General features: G+C 66.4%; 17 protein-coding genes and 1 riboswitch. Of the genes, 12 read left to right on the plus strand and 5 right to left on the minus strand.

Annotated elements, in window-relative coordinates; all coding sequences use genetic code 11:
- Position 1 precedes the first annotated feature (1 nt).
- A complete protein-coding gene (locus tag ACETK3_RS06190) occupies positions 2 to 1,558 on the minus strand; it encodes an APC family permease (protein WP_236801142.1) in 1,557 nt (518 codons plus the stop codon).
- Positions 1,559 to 1,781: 223 nt separating this feature from the next.
- On the opposite strand from ACETK3_RS06190, the gene ACETK3_RS06195 reads away from it, so the two are divergent.
- Positions 1,782 to 2,261 carry a Dps family protein gene (locus ACETK3_RS06195; RefSeq protein WP_142131093.1) on the plus strand — a complete coding sequence of 160 codons (480 nt, stop codon included), beginning with the start codon at positions 1,782 to 1,784 and terminating at the stop codon, positions 2,259 to 2,261.
- A 93-nt stretch (positions 2,262 to 2,354) separates the two neighbouring features.
- Here the strand turns inward: ACETK3_RS06195 and ACETK3_RS06200 are convergent, their stop codons facing one another.
- Positions 2,355 to 3,911, minus strand: coding sequence for an MFS transporter (locus ACETK3_RS06200; protein WP_236801144.1), 1,557 nt, complete (start codon positions 3,909 to 3,911; stop codon positions 2,355 to 2,357).
- An 84-nt stretch (positions 3,912 to 3,995) separates the two neighbouring features.
- Between ACETK3_RS06200 and ACETK3_RS06205 the strand changes: the two genes are divergently transcribed.
- From ACETK3_RS06205 to ACETK3_RS06220, 4 genes are all read left to right on the plus strand, one after another.
- Positions 3,996 to 4,532 carry a TetR/AcrR family transcriptional regulator gene (locus ACETK3_RS06205; RefSeq protein ID WP_237429866.1) on the plus strand — a complete coding sequence of 179 codons (537 nt, stop codon included), beginning with the start codon at positions 3,996 to 3,998 and terminating at the stop codon, positions 4,530 to 4,532.
- A 93-nt stretch (positions 4,533 to 4,625) separates the two neighbouring features.
- Positions 4,626 to 4,723, plus strand: a riboswitch (glycine riboswitch).
- A 189-nt stretch (positions 4,724 to 4,912) separates the two neighbouring features.
- Positions 4,913 to 7,777: an aminomethyl-transferring glycine dehydrogenase gene (gene gcvP, locus ACETK3_RS06210; RefSeq protein WP_237429867.1), complete on the plus strand. Its 2,865-nt coding sequence runs from the start codon at positions 4,913 to 4,915 to the stop codon at positions 7,775 to 7,777.
- Positions 7,778 to 7,789: 12 nt separating this feature from the next.
- The gene (gene gcvT, locus ACETK3_RS06215; RefSeq protein ID WP_237429868.1) at positions 7,790 to 8,938 is read left to right on the plus strand and encodes a glycine cleavage system aminomethyltransferase GcvT; all 1,149 of its coding nucleotides are present in this window, start codon (positions 7,790 to 7,792) and stop codon (positions 8,936 to 8,938) included.
- Positions 8,939 to 9,440: 502 nt separating this feature from the next.
- On the plus strand, positions 9,441 to 10,883 hold the full coding sequence (locus ACETK3_RS06220) for an L-serine ammonia-lyase (protein ID WP_237429680.1): 1,443 nt from the start codon (positions 9,441 to 9,443) through the stop codon (positions 10,881 to 10,883).
- 10 nt (positions 10,884 to 10,893) lie between these two features.
- On the opposite strand, the gene ACETK3_RS06225 is transcribed toward ACETK3_RS06220, so the two are convergent.
- Positions 10,894 to 11,439, minus strand: coding sequence for a TspO/MBR family protein (locus tag ACETK3_RS06225; RefSeq protein ID WP_237429869.1), 546 nt, complete (start codon positions 11,437 to 11,439; stop codon positions 10,894 to 10,896).
- 120 nt (positions 11,440 to 11,559) lie between these two features.
- Between ACETK3_RS06225 and ACETK3_RS06230 the strand changes: the two genes are divergently transcribed.
- The 3 genes from ACETK3_RS06230 to ACETK3_RS06240 all read left to right on the plus strand — a co-directional run bounded on the left by ACETK3_RS06230 (position 11,560) and on the right by ACETK3_RS06240 (position 15,735).
- Complete coding sequence (locus ACETK3_RS06230) at positions 11,560 to 12,693, plus strand: peptidoglycan bridge formation glycyltransferase FemA/FemB family protein (RefSeq protein ID WP_237429870.1); 1,134 nt, start codon at positions 11,560 to 11,562, stop codon at positions 12,691 to 12,693.
- 153 nt (positions 12,694 to 12,846) lie between these two features.
- Complete coding sequence (locus tag ACETK3_RS06235; protein ID WP_237429871.1) at positions 12,847 to 14,163, plus strand: peptidoglycan bridge formation glycyltransferase FemA/FemB family protein; 1,317 nt, start codon at positions 12,847 to 12,849, stop codon at positions 14,161 to 14,163.
- Between the two features lie 84 nt (positions 14,164 to 14,247).
- Positions 14,248 to 15,735, plus strand: a complete 1,488-nt coding sequence (locus ACETK3_RS06240; RefSeq protein WP_237429872.1) for a threonine/serine exporter ThrE family protein — start codon at positions 14,248 to 14,250, stop codon at positions 15,733 to 15,735.
- Positions 15,736 to 15,784: 49 nt separating this feature from the next.
- Here the strand turns inward: ACETK3_RS06240 and ACETK3_RS06245 are convergent, their stop codons facing one another.
- Together ACETK3_RS06245 and ACETK3_RS06250 are read right to left on the minus strand one after the other, a co-directional pair.
- On the minus strand, positions 15,785 to 16,627 hold the full coding sequence (locus ACETK3_RS06245; RefSeq protein ID WP_236801155.1) for a siderophore-interacting protein: 843 nt from the start codon (positions 16,625 to 16,627) through the stop codon (positions 15,785 to 15,787).
- Positions 16,628 to 16,641: 14 nt separating this feature from the next.
- Positions 16,642 to 17,412 (minus strand): uracil-DNA glycosylase, encoded by a 771-nt coding sequence (locus ACETK3_RS06250; protein ID WP_236801156.1) that lies wholly within the window; start codon positions 17,410 to 17,412, stop codon positions 16,642 to 16,644.
- 95 nt (positions 17,413 to 17,507) lie between these two features.
- Between ACETK3_RS06250 and ACETK3_RS06255 the strand changes: the two genes are divergently transcribed.
- The 4 genes from ACETK3_RS06255 to ACETK3_RS06270 all read left to right on the plus strand — a co-directional run bounded on the left by ACETK3_RS06255 (position 17,508) and on the right by ACETK3_RS06270 (position 20,061).
- Positions 17,508 to 17,837 carry a DUF3263 domain-containing protein gene (locus ACETK3_RS06255; protein WP_237429873.1) on the plus strand — a complete coding sequence of 110 codons (330 nt, stop codon included), beginning with the start codon at positions 17,508 to 17,510 and terminating at the stop codon, positions 17,835 to 17,837.
- Positions 17,838 to 17,887: 50 nt separating this feature from the next.
- On the plus strand, positions 17,888 to 18,523 hold the full coding sequence (locus tag ACETK3_RS06260) for a LytR C-terminal domain-containing protein (protein ID WP_237429874.1): 636 nt from the start codon (positions 17,888 to 17,890) through the stop codon (positions 18,521 to 18,523).
- Positions 18,524 to 18,589: 66 nt separating this feature from the next.
- Positions 18,590 to 18,796 carry a cold-shock protein gene (locus ACETK3_RS06265; RefSeq protein ID WP_237429875.1) on the plus strand — a complete coding sequence of 69 codons (207 nt, stop codon included), beginning with the start codon at positions 18,590 to 18,592 and terminating at the stop codon, positions 18,794 to 18,796.
- A 2-nt stretch (positions 18,797 to 18,798) separates the two neighbouring features.
- Positions 18,799 to 20,061 carry an ABC transporter substrate-binding protein gene (locus ACETK3_RS06270; RefSeq protein ID WP_236801161.1) on the plus strand — a complete coding sequence of 421 codons (1,263 nt, stop codon included), beginning with the start codon at positions 18,799 to 18,801 and terminating at the stop codon, positions 20,059 to 20,061.
- Positions 20,062 to 20,135 lie beyond the last annotated feature (74 nt).

Below are 20,135 nucleotides of genomic sequence, written 5' to 3' on the forward strand. Positions count from 1 at the left end.
CTTACTCCGGAACCACGAGGGCGGGAGTATCGCGCTTCAGGGTTTCACCGCGGAAGAAGCCGGGGTGGGTGCGGGACATGACCAGCATGACGACGCCGCCCAGGGCCAGGATGCCGATGCCCAGGATGAACACCAAGCCCACGCCGAAGACCTCCGAACCGCTGCCGAATTCCGGGGCCAGGCTGTCCACGGCGGTCTGGAAGAACACCACGAACAGGCCCACGCCGCCCACCACCGGGCACACCAGCCGGAACAGGAAGTGGCGTGCGCTGTTGAACAGGCTGTGGCGGAAGTACCAGGTGCAGGCAAGCGCTGTGAGGCCGTAGTAGAAGCAGATCATCAGGCCCAGGGCCAGGATGGTGTCGTTCAGGACGTTCTCGCTGACCACGTGCATCACGGCGTAGAAGCCCGCGGAGATGATGCCGGCCGCGATGGTGGCGAAGCCCGGCGTCGCGAACTTCCTGCTGATCCGGCTGAAGGGCTCCGGCAGCGCACCGTAGTGCGCCATGGCCAGCAGGCTCCGGGACGGTGACATGAACGTGGACTGCAGGGATGCAGCGGAGCTGGAGAGTACGGCGAGGGACATCAGGATGGCGAAGGGACCCATGATGGGGGAGGCCAGTGCGGTGAAGATGTTCTCGTGGTTCTCGGCGTTGTTCAGGCCGTTGCCGGTATCGCCAACGCCTGCGAACATCATGGTGGCGATGCTGACCAGGAGGTAGATGGCAAGGACGATGACAGCCGTCAGCGTTCCTGCCACGCCGGCGGTCTTCTTACCGTTGGCCGTCTCCTCGTTGACGGTGAGGCAGACGTCCCAGCCCCAGTAGACGAAGATCGACAGGGAGATGCCCGCGGCAACCTGGCCGAAGGTCTCGATCTTGGTCACGTCGAACCAGTCCCAGCTGAACGGGATGGCCGTTTCAGAGGTGGACCAGTTGGCAAAGGCCAAGCCCACGAACAGGCCCAGGACCAGCAGTTGGAAGCCCACCAGGCTGTACTGCACCAGCTTGGTGGTGTGCATCCCGCGGTAGCTGACCCAGACGGCCAGCGCCACGAAGACGAAGCAGGTGAGCACGTTCAGGGCTTTGTTGTCCGCCAGGTCTGCGAGCTCGGGGGAGCCGGTGAGCTGGGACAGGAAAAGGTAGAAGAAGTCGACGGCGACGCCGGCGAGGTTGGACAGCACGATGATGTTGGCCGCCAGCAGGCCCCAGCCGCCCATCCACCCGATCCATGGCCCGAAGGCCTTGGTCACCCAGGTGAAGGTGGTGCCGCTGTCCGGGGAATCGGCGTTGAGTTCCCGGTAGGAGAGCGAAACCAGGATCATGGGGATGAACCCGATCAGGAAGATGACTGGCAGCTGGAGGCCGGCTTCGTTGACGGTGGGGCCCAGCGCGCTGGTGAGGGTGTAGGCGGGGGCAATGGTCGAAATGCCCAGGACGACGACGGCGAGGAGCCCGAGCTGCCCGCCCTTGAGGCCCTTGTCGCTGAAGCCGTCCGCGGCCGGCGCATGGACATGCGGACCGGACTTGGAAGTGCTGGTGCGGATTGTCTCTGTCATGGCACCACTTTCTGAAAAGGCTGTGAGACGGTCGTCACTATATGAATGGCGTTCATTTAGTATGGGGGTGCCCGGCGTGTGATGCAAGACGCAATATGAATCACATTCGTTTGTGACTCGTTTGCGGAATTAGTAAGCTCGCTGATGAATTGTCGGAAGTGCTGCCGCCGCGGGGTCCGCGGCTGGTAGCGTCTGGCATATTGGACCACTTTGAGGAGGATGCATGAAAGCTTCACCCACACTGACCAACAACCTGCAGGCTGTCCTTGCAGACCTGATTGAGCTCCATGTCCAGGGAAAGCAGGCGCACTGGAACATCGTGGGCACCAACTTCCGCGACCTTCACCTCCAGCTGGACGAGATCGTGGACGCCGCCCGCCAGTTTGCCGACGACACCGCCGAGCGGATGCGGGCCCTGCATGCGCTTCCGGACGGACGCAGCTCCACCGTTGCCGAAACCACCAGCCTGGCCCAGTTCCCTGAAGGGCTGATCAGCACCGAGGATGCCATCGAGCGGATCGTCGCCGCCATGGAGGCGGCCGTGGGCACCATGCGCAAGGTCCATGACGAAGTGGACGAGGAGGACCCCACCTCGGCGGACCTCCTGCATGAGTTCATCGCCCGGCTGGAGCAGTTCGCCTGGATGGTGCAGGCCGAAAACATGAAGCCAACCGCCAAGGTCACGGCTGCCGACTCGAAGTAGCGGGCACTTCACGGGGCGCCCGGTGCCGAGGGGATTCCTCCTCGGCCCCGGGCACTTTCTGTTGCCCGGACCGTTCCAGGCGGCCCGGCGGCACTAGACCGCCTTTGGCGCTTTGCGAAGCACGACGGCGGCGAGGACTGCCGCCGCCGCCATCAGTACCAGCCCAATCGCCGCAGTCACGTGCACCCCGGAATCGAACGCCGCGGCGGCAGCGTCCAGGACCGCTCCAGCGAGCGATGCGGGCAGGAGGTTGGCCGCCTCCACCGCGCCCGCCAGTGTTTCTCCGGCGTTGTGCAGGACAGGCCCGGGCAGTGTGCCCTCCAGGCCTGCCGGCAGCCGAAGGTTTTGCTGGTAGGAGGCTGTCAGGATGGATCCCAGGACAGCTGTCCCCAGCAGTGAGCCCACCTCGTAGCCCGTTTCGGAAATCGCCGCGGCGGCCCCTGACTTTGCCGGCGGGGCGGCACCCAGGATGAGGTCGTTGGAGATGGTCTCCGCCGTGCCCACGCCCAGCGCCAGGACCAGGAGGGCTGCCAGCAGCAGCGACGGGCCGCCGTCGTGGTTTCCGAACGTCACCATGCTGTAGCCTGCAGCGCTGAACGCCAGCCCCGCAGCCACCACGTACCCGGGCCGGACCTTGCGGACCAGCGGCACCACCACCAGGCCTGCCACCACCGTGGCCGCCAGCGCGGGGACCATGGCAACTCCTGCCGCGGAGGGGCTCATTCCTTCGAGGAGCTGCAGGTGCTGGGCAAGGAACAGGATGAACCCGTTGAAGGAAAACAGGGCCAGGATGTTGGCGGCAATGGCCATGCTGAATACCCTGTTGCGGAACAGGGACATGTCCAGCAGCGGGTGCTCCAGGCGCCGCTGCCGCTGCACGAACACCGCCCCCATCGCCAGGCCAAAGGCAATCGCCCCCAGACCTGCTGCGCCCGGCCCTTCCGTGGCAACTGCCTTGATGCCGTACACCACGGGCACCATGACCAGCATGGACAGCAGGATGCTCGGGATGTCCACCTTCCCCGGCGCGGGATCCTTCGACTCCGGGACCAGTGCCGGCGCCAGCACCAGCAGGGGAATCATGAGGGGGACCGCTACAAGGAAGACCGCACCCCACCAAAAGTGCTCCACCAGCCAGCCGCCGAAAATGGGTCCCAGGGCCGCGCCGCCGGAGAATCCCGCAGCCCAGATGGCGACGGCAAGCCGCCGGCGGTTGGGCTCGGGAAAGATGTTGCGGATCAGCGACAGCGTGGACGGCATCAGCATGGCCCCGAAGAAGCCCAGGGTTGCACGGCCGGCGATCAGCCACTCCGGTGTGGGGGCAAAGGCCGTGGCGGCAGAGATCGCGGCGAAGCCGAGGCTGCCCATGACCAGGAGCCTCCGGCGCCCGATCCGGTCGCCGAGGCTCCCCATGGATACCAGCAGGCCGGCCAGTACCAGGGGATAGGCGTCCACGATCCAGAGCAGCTGCACCCCGGTGGGTTCCAGGGCGCGCGCAATGGCCGGCAGTGCGAAGGTCAGCGCGGTGTTGTCCACGGCGACCAGGAGCACGGGAAACATCAGCAGGGCCAGCGCCAGCCAGTCACGCCACGGCTGCCGCGGGGCGTTCTTGTCCGCGCCTGTGGGCGCAGGGCTGGTGAAAGTCGTCATGAAATAACTATACCGTCCGGACGGTATAGTTTGAAATGGCTGCCGGTTCCGTCTTCCCGCCCGGGGAAGGGCATGATGGGAAGCATGCCCCGAAAGCCTGTAGCCCGCGACGCGGTCCTTGATGCCTTCGAGTCCCTGTTGATCGAGGTGGGGGAGCGCGCTGCCACCCTTGACGCCGTAGCCCGGAAGGCCGGCGTGTCGAAGGGCGGCCTGCTCTACCACTTTCCCAACAAGGAAGCGCTCATTGCCGTGCTGCTGGACCGACTGGAGGGCCTTGCCCGGGAAGACGCCGATGCCATGGCCTCGGCCGATGAAGGCGCGGCGGCGTACTTCATCCGTTCCTCGGTATGGGCGGACACGCCGCTGGACAGGGCCATCGTCGCCGCCACCAGGCTTGCCGAGGTGGCGCATCAGGAGACACGGCGCCGGTTCGCGGCCATCCAGCAGCGCTGGTTGGACGAGATTGCGGCGGATGTCGGTCCGGGCTTGGCGAAGGCAGTTCTCTATATGGGTGATGGCCTCTACTTCAACGCAATGCTGTCGGTGGCCCCCGCGCCGGCGGGGGGAGCCGCCGCTGACGTGGAGGAACTCCTCGCCGCCCTGGAGCGGCTCCGCAGGTAGGATTTGCCATTTGCCGGGAGGGGTGGGTGCGTAGGACAATGGAGAGTTGTGAGGGCCGCCACCGGCCGTCACGGCCAACAAGTGAATAGCCTTTGATCTGCGGCGGGAGAGTTCTGCCGGAAGTACAGGCAGGCGCCGTAGGAGCAAATCCTCCCCAGGAATCTCGCAGGCCCCTGTACCGCCGCGGCGAGGCGCCTCTGGAAAGCAGCAGGCAGTTGTCCTTCTTCCCTTGGGGAGCGAAAGAACTGCCGTGCTCACCGACGGTGCAAGCGGGTCCTGCCGGGCAGGCTCCGCGGAAACTCTCAGGTCCAATACAGAGCGGGGAGGAACCCGAATAGCTGTGGCGTACCCTGCGCCGCCTGAGTAAATGGAGTTCCTTCGTGTCGGTTACCCCAGCCTCCACCACCTTCGTAGACCGCCATATCGGCGCCCGCCGCCAGGCCGACGTCGACACCATGCTCAAAGCCGTGGGCTACGACACGGTCGATTCCCTGGTTGACACGGCCGTTCCCAAGGTCATCCGCCAGGAAACCGCCCTCCGCCTCCAGGACGCCCTCAGCGAGGTCGAGGTCCTCACGGAGCTTCGGAAGCTTGCCGGGAAGAACAAGACGGCCGTGCAGCTGATCGGCCAGGGGTACTTCGATACCGTCACTCCGCCGGTGATCCGCCGCAACATCCTTGAGTCCCCGGCCTGGTACACCGCTTACACCCCTTACCAGCCGGAGATCTCCCAGGGCCGGCTCGAGGCCCTGCTGAACTTCCAGACCATGGTGCAGGACCTGGTGGGCCTGCCCATCGCCAACGCCTCGCTGCTGGATGAAGCCACCGCCGTGGCCGAGGCCGTGCTCCTGATGCGCCGCGCGAACAAGGCCAAGCCCGCCGCCGACGGCAAGACCGTGCTGGACGCCGACGTCCTGCCCCAGACCATTGCCATCGTGAAGGGCCGCGCCGAGGCGCTGGGCTTCGAGGTGGAGGTCGCCGACCTGTCCCAGGGCCTGCCCGAAGGCGACATCAACGGCATCGTGCTGCAGCAGCCCGGCGTTTCCGGACGCGTCTGGGACCAGTCCGCAGTCATCAGTGCCGCCAAGGAGCGCGGCGCCCTGGTCACGGTGGCAGCGGACCTGCTGGCACTGACCCTGATCACTCCTCCGGGCGAGCAGGGCGCCGACATCGCCGTGGGTTCCGCCCAGCGTTTTGGTGTGCCGCTGTTCTTCGGCGGCCCGCACGCCGCCTACATGGCCGTCCGCAAGGGCCTGGAGCGTTCGCTGCCCGGCCGCCTGGTGGGTGTCTCCAAGGACGACGCCGGTGTTCCCGCCTATCGCCTGGCGCTGCAGACCCGTGAGCAGCACATCCGCCGCGAGAAGGCCACGTCCAACATCTGCACAGCCCAGGCGCTGCTGGCCATCGTCGCGTCCATGTACGCCGTCTACCACGGCCCGGACGGCCTCAAGGCAATTGCCGTAACGGCGCACAGCCACGCCCGTACCCTGGCGGCCTCGCTTACGGCTGCCGGTGTTGAGGTCCTGCACGCGAGCTTCTTCGACACCCTGACGGTCCGCGTCCCCGGCCGCGCTGCCGCCGTCATCGCCGACGCCGAGGCCCGGGGCATTAACCTGCGCAGCATCGACGCCGACACCGTGGGCATCGCCCTTGATGAAACCACGACGCCGGCCATCGTCGCCCAGGTGGGCGACATCTTTGGCGCCACCGTTTCCGGGAGTTCCGTTGGCGGCGGCGAGGGCTTCGGGCTGGAGGCCGCCGTCGAGCGTTCCTCCGACTACCTGCAGCACCCGGTGTTCAACACCCACCGGTCTGAGACGCAGCTGCTGCGCTACATCCGTAAGCTCTCGGACCGTGACCTGGCCCTGGACCGCACCATGATTCCGCTGGGCTCATGCACCATGAAGCTGAACGCCACGGCCGAGATGGAAGCCATTTCCTGGCCGGAGTTCGCCTCCATCCACCCGTTCGCGCCGGACTCCCAGACGGCCGGCTGGCGTGAACTGATCGCCGACCTTGAAGCGGACCTGACCGCCATCACGGGCTACGACCAGGTGTCCATCCAGCCCAATGCCGGCTCGCAGGGTGAACTCGCCGGTCTGCTGGCGATCCGCGGCTACCACCACTCCCGCGGCGACCAGCAGCGCAACATCTGCCTGATCCCGGCCTCGGCGCACGGCACCAACGCCGCCTCCGCCGTGCTGGCCGGCATGAAGGTCGTCGTCGTGGCCACCGCCGCTGACGGCACCATCGACCACGGCGACCTGACGGCCAAGATCGAAGCGAACAAGGACGCCCTGTCCTGCATCATGATCACCTACCCGTCCACCCACGGCGTCTATGACGGCGACGTCCGTGAGGTCTGCGACGCCGTGCACGCCGCCGGCGGCCAGGTCTACATCGACGGCGCCAACCTGAACGCGCTCGTTGGGCTCGCCCAGCCGGGCAAGTTCGGCGGCGATGTGTCCCACTTGAACCTGCACAAGACCTTCTGCATCCCGCACGGCGGCGGCGGACCCGGCGTCGGCCCCGTCGCAGCCAAGGCACACCTTGCACCGTTCATGCCCGGTGACGCGACCACCTGGAACGCAGGTTCCGGCGCCACCGACGTGCCGATTTCCGCCTCCCGATTCGGTTCGGCCGGCGTGCTGCCCATTTCCTGGGCCTACGTGAAACTGATGGGCGGGGAGGGGCTGACCGAGGCCACCAAGTCCGCGCTGCTGGCTGCCAACTACGTCGCCTCCCGGCTCAACGAGTACTTCCCGGTCCTCTACACCGGCGAAGGCGGCCTCGTTGCCCACGAGTGCATCCTCGACCTGCGCGAACTCACGGCCAGGACCGGCGTCACGGCGGAGGATGTTGCCAAGCGGCTGATCGACTTCGGCTTCCACGCCCCCACCCTGTCCTTCCCCGTGGCGGGCACGCTGATGGTTGAGCCCACCGAGTCCGAGGACCTGGCGGAGATCGACCGCTTCATCGAGGCCATGATCAGCATCCGCAAGGAAATCGACCAGGTGGCCAACGGCGACTTTGCCGTTGCGGATTCACCCCTGCGCCGCGCACCCCACACGGCAGCCGCCGTCGTCAGCTCCGACTGGGACCGCGCCTACCCGCGCGAGCAGGCCGCCTTCCCAGCCCACAACAAGCAGGACAAGTACTTCCCGCCGGTGGGCCGCATCGACGGCGCAGCCGGGGACCGGAACCTGATCTGCTCCTGCCCGCCGCTCTCCGAGTTCGAGAACTGAGGCCCGCCGACCATGACTGGGAACTACACGTCGCTGTACGACGAACACAAGAAGCTGGACGCATCCTTCACCGACTTCGGCGGCTGGCAGATGCCGCTCAAGTACAGCTCGGAACTGGCCGAACATCACGCCGTCCGTAAAGCTGCGGGCCTGTTCGACCTCTCCCACATGGGTGAGGTCTGGGTGACCGGCCCGGACGCGGCCGCCTTCCTGGACTACGCGCTAGTGGGCAAGATTTCCGCCATGGCCGTGGGAAAAGCGAAGTACTCGCTGATCTGCAATGAGGACGGCGGGATTATCGACGACCTCATCATCTACCGCCGTCCAGCTGCACAGGACGGTACCGACGTCTTCCTGGTGGTGCCCAATGCCGGCAATGCCGTCGTGGTGGCTGCAGCCCTTGCCGAGCGGGCAGCCGACTTCGACGTTGTGGTGGACGATGCGTCGGCCCGCACATCCCTGATCGCGGTGCAGGGGCCCAAGGCCCAGGAACTGCTGCTGCGCCTGGTCCCGGCCACGCAGCACTCGCTGGTGACGGAGTTGAAGTACTACGCCGCCGTCGAGGTTTCCTTCCTGGTGAGCGGCGCAGGAAAGGAACTCCTCCTTGCGCGCACCGGATACACCGGTGAGGACGGGTTCGAGATCTTCCTGGACAACGACGATGCCCCCGCCCTGTGGCAGGCGTTGATCGCCATCGCCGACGAAGGGGAACTCATCCCCGCCGGGCTCGCCTCCCGCGACTCCCTCCGCCTCGAAGCCGGCATGCCGCTGTACGGCAACGAACTGTCGCTGCAGGGCGATCCATTCGCCGCCGGACTGGGCGCCGTCGTCGCCCTCTCCAAGGAAGGCGACTTCGTGGGGAAGGCTGCGCTGGCAGCCAAAAAGGAAGCCGGCGCCGGCAGCGCCTCCGGCCGCCGCCTCGTAGGCCTCAAGGGCCAGGGCCGCCGCGCCGGCCGCGCGCACTACCCTGTCCTCAAGGATGGCGCAGTCGTCGGCGAAGTTACCTCTGGCCAGCCCTCGCCCACCCTCGGGTACCCCATCGCCATGGCCTATGTCGACGTCGAACACTCGGCACCCGGCACTGCCCTGGACGTTGATCTCCGCGGCAAGGCAGAGCCTTTCGAAGTCGTCGACCTCCCGTTCTACCGCCGCGTCAAGTAAGGTGCCTCTCCGTGGTCGCCTTGGCCCGTCGGTGGCCGTGGTCGACTTCGGGACCGGCGGACCGGACATTTTCACGCCTGCTGCTCCTTCGTCGCTTTGACGCAGGCTTTCGAAAAGTCCGGCTCCGCAGCCCCCTCGTGCGTACGTTGCGACCGGGGGAGTTGCAAAAGGCGGACAAAGGGACGTCGCACAGCTTCCGGGCGGGCGCGGACTACGTGCGGGTTATTCGTTCCGGGCGAGAGAGTGTGGGAGGGACCGGACTACGTGTGTGTTTCTCTTTCCCCGGCACTCGCGAGCGTTGTCGGCCCGATCGTTGCCTACTGGAGCCGGGCGCTTTGGTGCCGTGTCCGCTCGGAGTGGGTGGGGCATCCGGCAGCGTGCGTCTAAGGGAGCGTCACGTCCGCTCAGCGGGCGTCTTCGCGACCGAGCACGCAGAGGATGTCCTGCCCGCTCCAGCCCGGCAACCATCACCGGATCATAGTTTTAGTTAGGAACCACGCACATGGCTGTTGGCGTTTTTGATTTGTTTTCGATCGGGATTGGTCCGTCGTCGTCTCATACGGTGGGGCCGATGCGGGCTGCTGCTGTGTTCGCGGAGGAACTCAAAAGCCTTGGGGTCCTGGCTGACGTGGCGTCTTTGCGGGTGGATTTGTATGGTTCGCTGGCGGCGACGGGGCATGGGCACGGGACGATGACCGCGGTGTTGTTGGGGTTGGAGGGGTTCCATCCTGAGTTGATCCTGCCCGTGGAAGTGGAGGAGCGGCTGGCCTCGATCGCGGAGACCCGGACCCTGAACCTGGCCGGTGCCGTGCCGCTGCCGTACGGGGTGGAGGATATGGTGCTGCGGCCGTTGACGGTGCTGCCGCGGCACACGAACGGGATGACCTTCACGGTGACGGATGCTGGCGGGGAGGTGCTGCACGCGGCGACGTTCTTCTCGGTCGGTGGCGGGTTCATCGTCCGCGAGGGCGAGGAGGACGCCGCGCAGCAGGAACTGGACGCGTCCAAACAGGAGTTGCCGTTGCCGTTCCGGACCGCCGCGGAACTGCTGGAACACTGCCGGAACACCGGGCTGGGCATCGCGGACGTGATGCTGGTCAACGAAAAGGCCGCCCGGTCCGAGGAAGAGATCCGGGCTGGTTTGCTGCACATCTGGTCCGTCATGGCCGACTGTGTCCAGACCTCGCTGAAGCGGGAGGGGGTGCTGCCGGGCGGGTTGAAGGTCCGCCGCCGCGCCCCGGACTGGTACGACCGGCTGAAGAAGGAATGCGCACGCCCCGGCGAGGACAACCAGGACCTGGATTTCCAGGACTGGGACTTCCACGACTCACGGTATTGGCAGGAGTGGGTTAACTTGGTGGCGTTGGCGGTGAACGAGGAGAACGCCTCGGGCGGCCGGGTGGTTACCGCGCCCACGAACGGGGCGGCCGGGATCATCCCCGCGGTGCTGTACTACGCGCTCCACTTCGCCCCCGGCATGGATAAGGCCACGAAGGAAGACCGGGAGGGCGTGGTGGTGCGGTTCCTGCTCGCCGCCGGCGCCGTCGGGGTCCTCTACAAGGAACAGGCCTCGATCTCCGGGGCCGAGGTCGGCTGCCAGGGCGAGGTCGGGTCCGCGTCCTCGATGGCCGCGGCCGGTTTGGCCGAGGTCATGGGCGGCACCCCCGCGCAGGTGGAAAACGCGGCCGAGATCGCGATGGAACACAACCTGGGCCTGACCTGTGACCCGATCGGCGGGCTGGTCCAGGTCCCCTGCATCGAACGGAACGCGATCGCCGCCGCCAAAGCGATCAACGCCGCGAAAATGGCCCTCTGGGGCGACGGCACCCACCGGGTCTCCCTCGACGAAGTCATCATCACCATGCGCGAAACCGGCAAAGACATGTCCTCCAAATACAAGGAAACCGCCATGGGCGGCCTCGCCGTCAACGTCGTCGAATGCTGACAGCGACCTCCTAGTTGTGCGCTGCCGCCCACCAGTTCAGGCTTGCGGCGAACACCAGCCATGAGATGTAGGGGAGCAGGAGCAGCCCGGCAGTCCGGCTGATCGGACCGAAGTACAAAACCGTCACAGCGACGGCGGCGATCAGGGCAAGGATGACCACCAGCCCCAGCCACAGGGCTGCCGTGCCGAGGGTGGGGTACAGGGCAAAAAATGCTGGGGTCCAGGCGAGGTTGAGGACCAGTTGGAGGGCGTACACGAACATGGCCGGGCGGGTCCGGTTGGTCCGTTTCCGCCATACCAGCCATGCCGCGACCGCCATCGCCGTGTACAGGAAAGTCCAGACCGGACCGAACACGCCGTTCGGCGGGGACCAGGGAGCCTTGTCCGCCGTGGCATACCAGCCGGTGACATTGGCCGCCGACGCAAGCCCGCCCAGCGCCGCCACGACCAGGGACGCCACCAGGAACCCTGCAAGCGCGGCAACCTGCACCCCGGCGCTGTACGGCTGCCTGCCGGTACCCGCAGGCGCGGCTGTCTCTTCCCCATCCGGCCTCATACCCCAACCCTTGTTGAACGCCCCAAGCCCCGTCAAGCCAGCGGAGGCAAGCGGCAGGGCGCAGTGCCGGGCGGGCCGGGGAAAGGCCGGGAGCGCATCAGGCTTTAGACTTGAGGCTGCATGTCCGCACGCATCCAGAAGTACCGAAACCGCGCACAAACCCGATTGGACACGGCCCCCTTGCGAGAATTCACCGCACGTTTTGCCACAGCCGAGGAAATTGAGAACTGGGACAAGCACGTCACGGCCAACCCGAACGGCGGCAACATGCTGCAGTCGGCCGCCTACGCATCAGTCAAGAATGGCAGTGGCTGGAAAGTCCGCTTCCTGGTGATGGAAGGCGGCGGAAATCCCAGCTACAACCTGGTGCTGGAAAAGCGCTTCCCGGTCCTGGGACGGCTTTGGTACCTCATCAAGGGTCCCGACCTGGCGGACGCGGCTGACCTGCGGCCCGCCCTCGAAGCGTGCGCGGCCTTCGTCCGCAGCAGCAAACTGAACGTCTTCGCCATCAAGGTGGAGCCGGACATCATCGACTCCACGGACGCGCAGCAGGAACTGCAGGCAGCCAACCTGGTCAAGGCCCCCAACATCCAGTCCAACGACTCCACCGCCCTGCTGGACATCTCCGGCACGGAGGAGGAAGTGTTCAAAGCCATCTCCTCCCGTGCCAGGAATGCAGTGCGGCGTGCCGAGCGGGAGGGCTGCCAGGTGGTCCGGCAGGAGCAGGGACCCGAAACCTACCGGGCGCTGTACGACCTGATGGCCAACACCGTCAACGCCAAGGGCTCCATGCCCCTCCGCAGCTACGACTACTACGCACGGTTCTGGGACGAGTTCTGCAACCGCGGCCAGGGCAACTTCTTCTTCACCTATGAGGACGGGAAGCCCAGCGTCGGCGCGTTCGTCATCAACTACGGTGCCAAGGCCACCTACAAGGACGGTGGTTCCATCCAGAACCGCAAGCAGTACGGGGACTCGCACCTGGTCCAGTGGACTGCGATCAAGCGGATGCAGGAGCTCGGCTGCACCGAATACGACTTCTGCGGGACGCCGCCGGCTGCACGGATCAAGGACAAGACCCACAACCTCTACGGTATGGGGATGTTCAAGACCAGCTTCACCAAGACGGTCACCGACTTTGTGGGCTGCCATGACTACGTGCTGTCCCCGCTCCGGCACCGGTTCTGGGTCAGTGGCGGCGAAAAGGTGTTCCGCAGGATCGAAACCGCGCGCACCGGGCAGCAGTTCTACTGAGCTGCATCCACCAGGGCTGCGGCCAGCGCGCCCCTGCCGGCCGCAGGGCCGCCCTGCCGCGACTAAAATCCGCCTGAAGATTCCTCCGCCTAAAAACCCTCCATACAGTGCGTGCCGATTGAGGCCGCGAAGAGTCGAGAAGAAGGTCACCCCTTGAATACAGTTTCCGCCGCTACCGGGCTTGAATACGCCAACCTCAGCGACGCCGACTTCGAGGCCTTCGCCCTGAAGCATCCCCAGAACAGCTTCCTGCAGTCGATCGACTTTGCCCGCTTCCAGCGCGCCCGCGGCCAGAAGGTGGAACTCTTCGGGGTCCGGCGCGACGGCGAGCTTGTGGCCGCCGGAAAGCTGAACTACACCACCACCCGCCTGGGTTACACCGTCTGTGAATGCGCCAAGGGGCCCCTCATGGACTACACAGACCGGGCCCTGGTCGGTGCCGTCGTCGAACTTCTCCGCAAGCAGGCGGCAGGGCGCAAAGCTGCCGAACTGCGGATCTCGCCCAACATCAGGTACATCGCCCGGGACGCCGACGGCGCCGAGCACCCCGAGATCGAGGACAACCGCCCGCTGGTGGCGGACCTGGAGCGGCTCGGATTCCAGCACCAGGGCCTGGACATGAACTTCGTCAACGTCAACTGGATGTTCATCAAGAACCTCGTGGGCATCCAGGACGCCGAGGAACTGATTATGGGCACCAGCTACCGGACCCGGAAAGCCATCCGGAAAGCCGAAAAGAACGGCGTCTTCCTGGAGCAGGCCACCCTGGAAACCCTGGACGATTTCTACGGCGCCCTGAGCCGCGCCGGTGACGAAAAGGGCTTCGTCTACCGTGAACGTGCCTACTACGAGCACCTGCTCCGCACCACGTCGCCTGAATTCACCAAGCTGATGATGGCCAAGATCGACATCCCGGCCTACCGCAAATCCATCACAGAGCGCCTGGCCAAGGAATCGGCCACCGCAGCGGAGCTCCGCCGCGAGGTGGAGGAAACCGGCAGCAAGAAGAAAGCCAACCGGCTCAAGGTGGTCCAGGACCTGGTGGACAGCTACGAGCGGAGCCTGAAGGACATCGAACGGTTCCCCGACTCCGTGGGGACCGCCACCGTGGCCGCCATCCACTTTGTCTGCTACGGCGACGAGGTAGTGTGCGTCATCGGCGGCACCGTGCAGGACTACATCTACTTCAACGGTGCAACCTCCCTTTACTGGGGCATGATGCTGCACGCGCTGGAGAAGGGATACCCGCGCTACAACTTCTACGGCACCTTCGGCATTTCCGGGCAGGACGAGGAAGGCCACGGCGGGTACGAATTCAAGAAGGGATTCGGTGGGGAAGTGGTCCAGTTGGTGGGTGACTTCGTCCTGCCGGTGCGTCCTGCCGTCTTCCACGCCAATCGGCTGGCCCGGTCCGCGGTTGCAGCTGCCCGCACCGTGCTGGGCAAGCTGCCGCTGAAGCGCGCAGCCTGACCATCAACCAACCGCGCACTATCAAACAGCGCATCATCAAGCGACCGCGCATTACTAACCAATGCGCACAGGGAGGAAGCGGGCATGAACGACCGGCCCGAACAGCCAGGGTACCGGCCTAGTACTGACGGCCTGCCCAAAACCCAACCGCTGACCCCTGCGCAGCTCCGCCAGGATGCCGCCGCCAGGCGAATGATCCGACGCTTGGTGCAGGGCGAGAATCCGCCTACGGCCCCCTTGAGCATCGTTGACCGCCTGGCCGGCAGCCCGTATGCCAACCCCACCATCCAGGTGGGCGGCGTAGACCAGTCCGCGCGCAAAACCCTCGACTTTGCGCTGCACCTGGCAGAGACCATGTTCCGCTACGGTGCCGGGGCGCTGGAGGTGGAAACCAGCATCATCGCTGTTACGGCCGCCCTGGGGCTGAAGAACATCGAGGTGGACATCACCAACCAGTCCGTCGGCATCAACTACGCGCCCAAGGACCAGACCCCCATCGCGCTGTTGCGCGTGGTGCGCTCCTGGACCAACAACTACGCCGGCCTGGCCAAGGTGCACCAGTTGGTCACGGACATCGTGGCCGGCGGTGTGGGCCGCGACGAAGCGATCCGCAGGCTCAACGAGGCCATCACCAGCCCCAAGCCGTACCCGCGCTGGATGGTCACTGCCGCGTTCGGTGTTTTCGCTGCGGTGTTCGTGGGGGTGCTGGGCGGGGGCCCGGTGTCCTCGATCATCGCGTTTGTGGCCAACATCGGCATCAGCCTGCTGGCCAGGCAGCTGGGCCGCTGGCGGGTCCCTGACTTCTTCATCACCGCCAGTTGCTCCTCCGTGGTCACCATCCTGGCCCTCCTGCTGTGGCAGTTCGGGCTAACCGCATCGCCGTCCATCGTGGTGGTGGGCGGCATCCTGCTGCTCCTGCCCACCGGGCGCCTCGTGTCCTCTGTGCAGGACGCCATCAACGGCTTCCCCGTGACGGCGGCAGGACGGTTCCTGTCCACGCTGCTGACCTTTGGCGCCATCGTGGCAGGAATTGCCGTTGCCTTCGTGGTGGGGGAGCTGACCGGGCTGCAACGCATCGACGTCACGCAGACGTTCCCGCCTGCCTACGATCTCTGGGTCCTCGTTGTCTTCGTTGCCGCGGCGGTGATGGCCATCGGCGTCACGGAACAGACCACGTGGAAGCTGCTGCTGCCCACGGCGGCCGTTGGCGTGGCCGGTTACCTGGTGCTGCTCGGCTGCGGTCTGCTGGGGATTGGCGACCGGTTCTCACCGGCCATTGCCGCCGTCGTCATTGGCCTCCTGGCCAGGGTGGTGGCCCTGCGGATGGGCGCGCCGCAGCTGGTGGTCGCCGTACCCGCAGCACTGATCCTGCTGCCGGGCCTCACGATCTTCCGCTCCATGTACGTGCTCACCGTTGAAGAAGCCGAGATCCTGGCCGGCGCCGGAGGCATGCTCAGTGCCGGTGCCATTGTGCTGGGCACAGCCGGCGGCATCGTCCTGGGCGACGTCCTGGCACGCCCGCTCACCCGGAGCCTGGCCAGCAACGAGCGGCGCCGGGCACGCCGCCGCTAGCCGCGGTGGTGCCGCCACTAACCCACGCGGCACCGCGGCTGGATCCGGCCTACAGAATCTGCCCGACCGGCAGCTTCTTCTCGGCCTGGAACACATCCTCCACCCGGCCCTGCGCCCAGTACCCCGAAAGGGACACCTGCCGGCGCTCCAGGCCCCGCTGCTTGAAGAGCACCTCGCGCAGTGCCTTCATGTACCCGCGCTCGCCGTGGGCAAAGACATCCACAGTGCCTGCCGGCCACTCGGCCCCGGCCACGGCCCTCACCAGCAGATCGCTGGACCCTGCCGGAACGCCGTTGCGCGGCAGCCAGGTGATCGCCAGGCCGGCAGGGGCGGAGATGGACTGGATGTCGGCCTCGGAACCGACCTCCAGGAAGGCCAGGCCGGTTGCCGCTGCCGGCAGTGACTCAATGCAGGCGGCGATGGCTGGCAGGGCTGCTTCGTCACCGGCAAACAGGTACCAGTCCGCGTCCGGGTTGGGGTTGTAGGCGCCGCCGGGACCGGTGAAGGTGAGCGGGTCACCGGCCTGGGCCCCGGCCGCCCAAGGACCTGCCAGTCCTTCGTCGCCGTGGACTACAAAGTCGATGGCGAGCTCCCGGGCCTCCGGGTCAACCCAGCGCAGCGTGTAGGTGCGCGTGAAGGGCCACTGTTCCCGCGGCATGGTCTCCCGGATGGCCCAGAGATCAAGGGGAGAGGGGTACTGGACGCCGGGCTGCGGAAAGACGATTTTCACGTACCGGTCCACGAACCCGTTGTTGGTGAAGTCGCTGAAGCCCTCGCCGCCGGCCACGATCCGGACCATGTGCGGCGACAGCTGCTCCTTGCGCAGCACCTTCAGGTTGACCTGTGGGCGGCTCTTCTTGGTGGCGCTGGTGGCGGCAGGGACAGTGCTCATAAGGCAAGCCTAAGCTAGGGCGACGGCGGCAGTTCCCAGGTTACGTCCAGCGCACCCTGTTCCCGGAGCAGTTGGTTGACGCGGCTGAACGGCCGGGAGCCAAAGAACCCGCGCGAGGCAGACAACGGACTGGGGTGGGCGCTGCTGACGGCGGGGGCTCCGGCCAGGAGCGGCCGAACGCCCTCGGCCTCCTTGCCCCACAGCACTGCCACCAGCGGCATCCTGGACCCGTCCGCAGCCTTGCGGTTGGCCAGCGCGGTGACTGCCGCCGTCGTGATCTCCTCCCAGCCCTTGCCGCGGTGGGAACCCGCCGCCCCAGCCCGGACCGTGAGTACCCGGTTCAGGAGCAGCACGCCCTGTTCCGTCCATGCCGACAAGTCACCGTGGACGCGCGGCGGAATGCCCAGGTCAGATTCCAGCTCGCGGTAGATGTTCACCAGGCTGCGGGGAAGGGGCCGGACGTGCGGCTCAACGGAGAATGACAGCCCGACGGCGTGTCCCGGCGTGGGGTAGGGGTCCTGCCCGACGATGAGCACCTTCACGCCCGCGAGGGGCTGGCGGAAGGCGCGCAGGACGTTCGACGGCGGTGGGAGGATTTGGTGCCCGGAAGCCTCTTCGCCTGCCAAAAATGCGAGCACCTTCCGGAGTTGGCCTTCCACGCTGTGGAGGGCCGCGGCCCAGTCCGGAGCCATGAGCTCTGCCAGCGGGAATTGGGCCAGGTCCGCAAAGCTGATGGCCTCCGCCGGGTCCTGCTGCAGCTCGAACAGCGCATCCGATTCAAACATCGTTCCATTGTTGCAGGCACCGCAAATGACACTCGTGTTATTCGGCCGGTAGCATAGGGGTAAGACATTGACCCTAACCAGCGAAGGAGTGCGCCGTGGCGGAACCGGCCCGGGAACACCTGCCGGAGCAGGATCCAGGGAAGTCCCTCCTGGCGGATTTCACCCTCCGCGAGTCCTCGCTTACCGAGCGCGAACAGCAGATGCTGGCCCTGGAACGGCAGTGGTGGAAGTATGCGGGGGCCAAGGAACAGGCCATCCGCGAACTCTTCGATCTCTCCGCGACGCATTACTACCAACTCCTCAACGCACTGATCGACCGCGAGGATGCCCTGGCCCACGATCCCATGCTGGTGAAGAGATTGCGTAGACTACGTACGTCGCGCCACCGTGCACGCACTGCCCGGCGCCTGGGATCCGACGCTTAGACGCCCCAGGCCGGGACAACAGCCGCAATCAACAAGGATGTCCTTCCACCATGACCAGATACGCCCGCGATGAATTCGACAAGGTCCCGGAGACCGCGTCGCGACAAGGTGTCCACCGGACGGCCTCGGCCCCGTCCCGCGTACGGCTGTGGCCCATCTTGGCGGTGGGCGTGGCCGCCCTGGCCATTGGACTGGTCTCCTTCCTGATCCTTCCCAAGCTCGGCTTCAACACCACCGCCAGCCAGGCGTCGGCAACCGTTGAATCAGCCCCGCTGGCCGGAACCGGATCCACCCCTTCGCCCACCCAGGCATCGTCTGCGCCGGCGTCAGTCCCGGCGCCGTCCGCCTCGGCCGTACCAACCCAGGGCAGCGAGCCTGAGCCCACTGCTTCCGCCACCCAGCAGGCCGTCGTCGACAAGACCCAGGCAGTGGCGGTTTACAACGCTGCCGGCACCGCAGGACTGGCCAGCCGTGTGGGCGGAACGGTCCAGGCTGACGGTTGGCGGCTCGGCCAGGTAGGCAACTGGTCCGGCGCCCCGCAGAAGTCCTCCGTGATCTTCTATGCCGGCCCGCAGCAGCTGGCCAGCGCGCAGGAGCTTGCCGGACTGTTGAACATCCCCACTGTGGTGAACAGCACCGAATTCCAGGTACCGCTCGTGGTGGTGCTCGGCCCGGGTTACCGGTAGCCGCAAGCCCTCCATCTACTCCGGCCCGCCCCCGAGGCCGGGCCCCAACGGAAAGAGTTGTCCATCATGGCACTGGGAACCGTGAAATGGTTCAACGCTGAAAAGGGCTACGGCTTCATCACCGTTGACGGCTCCGGTGACGACGTTTTTGTCCACTGGTCCGCGATCCAGGGGGAGGGTTACCGGGCCCTGGCCGAGGGGCAGCGGGTGCAGCTGGAGGTCGGCGAGGGCGAAAAGGGCCCCCAGGCGGAAAACGTACGGCCCGCGCAGTGACGATGCCCCACCATTCCCCAGCGCGTGCCTTGGCAGGACTCGCCCTTTCCCTGGCAGGCCTCCTTTCCATGACGGCCTGCGCCGGCACCGGCGGCAACGCCAGGACAGAATCCGCGGAGGCCTCCGGCGACGGCGTTCTGCGGGTGGGCTTGATCCTTGACAACACCGGCGACAACGCCTTCCTCAACGCACCCCAGCTGGCCGCAGCCAAAGCGGCCATCCAGGACATCAACGCCGCCGGCGGACACAAAGGCCGGCCCGTGGAGCTGCTGCCGGTGCACCCGGACCAGGACACTGCAGCCCAGGCCAAGGATCTGGCGGCTGCCAAGGCGGACATAGCCATCGGGCCCACGGACTCCAGCCATGCAACCGCCGCCGTGGACATCCTGTCCCGGGCCCACGTGCCGCTTATCTCCCCGGCCAACACTGCTGCCGGCCTCTCGACGAGCGCCAGCGGAGGCTACTATTTCCGAACCGCCGCAGCCGACGTCGCACAAGGGCCCGTGCTGGCCAAGCTCGCAAAGGACGCCGGGGCCGCCAGCATCAGCGTGCTCTACCAGGAGGGTTCCTACGGCAAGGACCTCTCCGCCGCGGTCACCGAAGCTGCCCAACAGTCCGGGCTTAAGGTCCTGCCCGGGGTGGGCTTCAAACCGGGGGATGCCGCCGAAGCCGCACGCTCCGTTGCGAAAGCCACTCCGGACGCCGTCGTCCTGGTGGCCAGGGATGGTGCGCAGGGCGCATTGGCAGAGCTCCACGACGCCGGCCTCAGCGGTTCGAAGTTCATCCTCAGTGACGGCGCCTTCGCCCGCTACGGATCCGGTCTGCCGGCGCGGGCCCTCGAAGGCGCCCGCGCCGTCGTCCCCGGCCAGCTCCCCACGGCAGCCTTCCAAGGGAAACTGCTGGCGGTGGACGCCTCCCTGAAGGACGTCTCCTACGCTGCCGAAACCTATGACGCCGTGACGTTGGCGGCACTCGCTGCGGCCCGGGCGCAGGATGACGCGGGGCGGTCCATCGCCGCGAACCTCATCGCGGTCTCGGGCGGAACTGCCCCCGGGGCGGGTACGCCGCAGGCTCCTTGCCGGAGTTACAAGGAGTGCCTTGGCGGCCTCGCCGCCGGCCCGGACATAAACTACGACGGCGAATCCGGCCCGGTTGCCTTCGACACCAACGGGGACATCACCACAGCTGCCTTCTCGGTCTTCACCTATGGGGCGGACAACAACCCCAGCCCCACCGGGCATGAAACAGCCGGACACTCCGGCTGATCGCCCTGGGCGAAGCCACTGCGGCCAGCGCCTTGTCCGCGCGTCTTATCGCTTGCACTCTAACCTGGGGAGTG

This window comes from Arthrobacter sp. E44 (genome assembly GCF_041877125.1).
Lineage (GTDB): Bacteria > Actinomycetota > Actinomycetes > Actinomycetales > Micrococcaceae > Arthrobacter.

Bases quoted from the DNA above. Each gene is read 5' to 3' on its own strand.
- ACETK3_RS06200 (WP_236801144.1), bottom strand. From the start codon at position 3,911: ATGACGACTTTCACCAGCCCTGCGCCCACAGGCGCGGACAAGAACGCC.
- ACETK3_RS06265 (WP_237429875.1), top strand. From the start codon at position 18,590: ATGGCACTGGGAACCGTGAAATGGTTCAACGCTGAAAAGGGCTACGGC.
- ACETK3_RS06195 (WP_142131093.1), top strand. From the start codon at position 1,782: ATGAAAGCTTCACCCACACTGACCAACAACCTGCAGGCTGTCCTTGCA.
- ACETK3_RS06225 (WP_237429869.1), bottom strand. From the start codon at position 11,439: ATGAGGCCGGATGGGGAAGAGACAGCCGCGCCTGCGGGTACCGGCAGG.
- gcvT (WP_237429868.1), top strand. From the start codon at position 7,790: ATGACTGGGAACTACACGTCGCTGTACGACGAACACAAGAAGCTGGAC.
- ACETK3_RS06220 (WP_237429680.1), top strand. From the start codon at position 9,441: ATGGCTGTTGGCGTTTTTGATTTGTTTTCGATCGGGATTGGTCCGTCG.
- ACETK3_RS06230 (WP_237429870.1), top strand. From the start codon at position 11,560: ATGTCCGCACGCATCCAGAAGTACCGAAACCGCGCACAAACCCGATTG.
- ACETK3_RS06245 (WP_236801155.1), bottom strand. From the start codon at position 16,627: ATGAGCACTGTCCCTGCCGCCACCAGCGCCACCAAGAAGAGCCGCCCA.
- ACETK3_RS06250 (WP_236801156.1), bottom strand. From the start codon at position 17,412: ATGTTTGAATCGGATGCGCTGTTCGAGCTGCAGCAGGACCCGGCGGAG.
- ACETK3_RS06270 (WP_236801161.1), top strand. From the start codon at position 18,799: ATGCCCCACCATTCCCCAGCGCGTGCCTTGGCAGGACTCGCCCTTTCC.
- ACETK3_RS06240 (WP_237429872.1), top strand. From the start codon at position 14,248: ATGAACGACCGGCCCGAACAGCCAGGGTACCGGCCTAGTACTGACGGC.
- ACETK3_RS06190 (WP_236801142.1), bottom strand. From the start codon at position 1,558: ATGACAGAGACAATCCGCACCAGCACTTCCAAGTCCGGTCCGCATGTC.
- ACETK3_RS06260 (WP_237429874.1), top strand. From the start codon at position 17,888: ATGACCAGATACGCCCGCGATGAATTCGACAAGGTCCCGGAGACCGCG.
- ACETK3_RS06205 (WP_237429866.1), top strand. From the start codon at position 3,996: ATGCCCCGAAAGCCTGTAGCCCGCGACGCGGTCCTTGATGCCTTCGAG.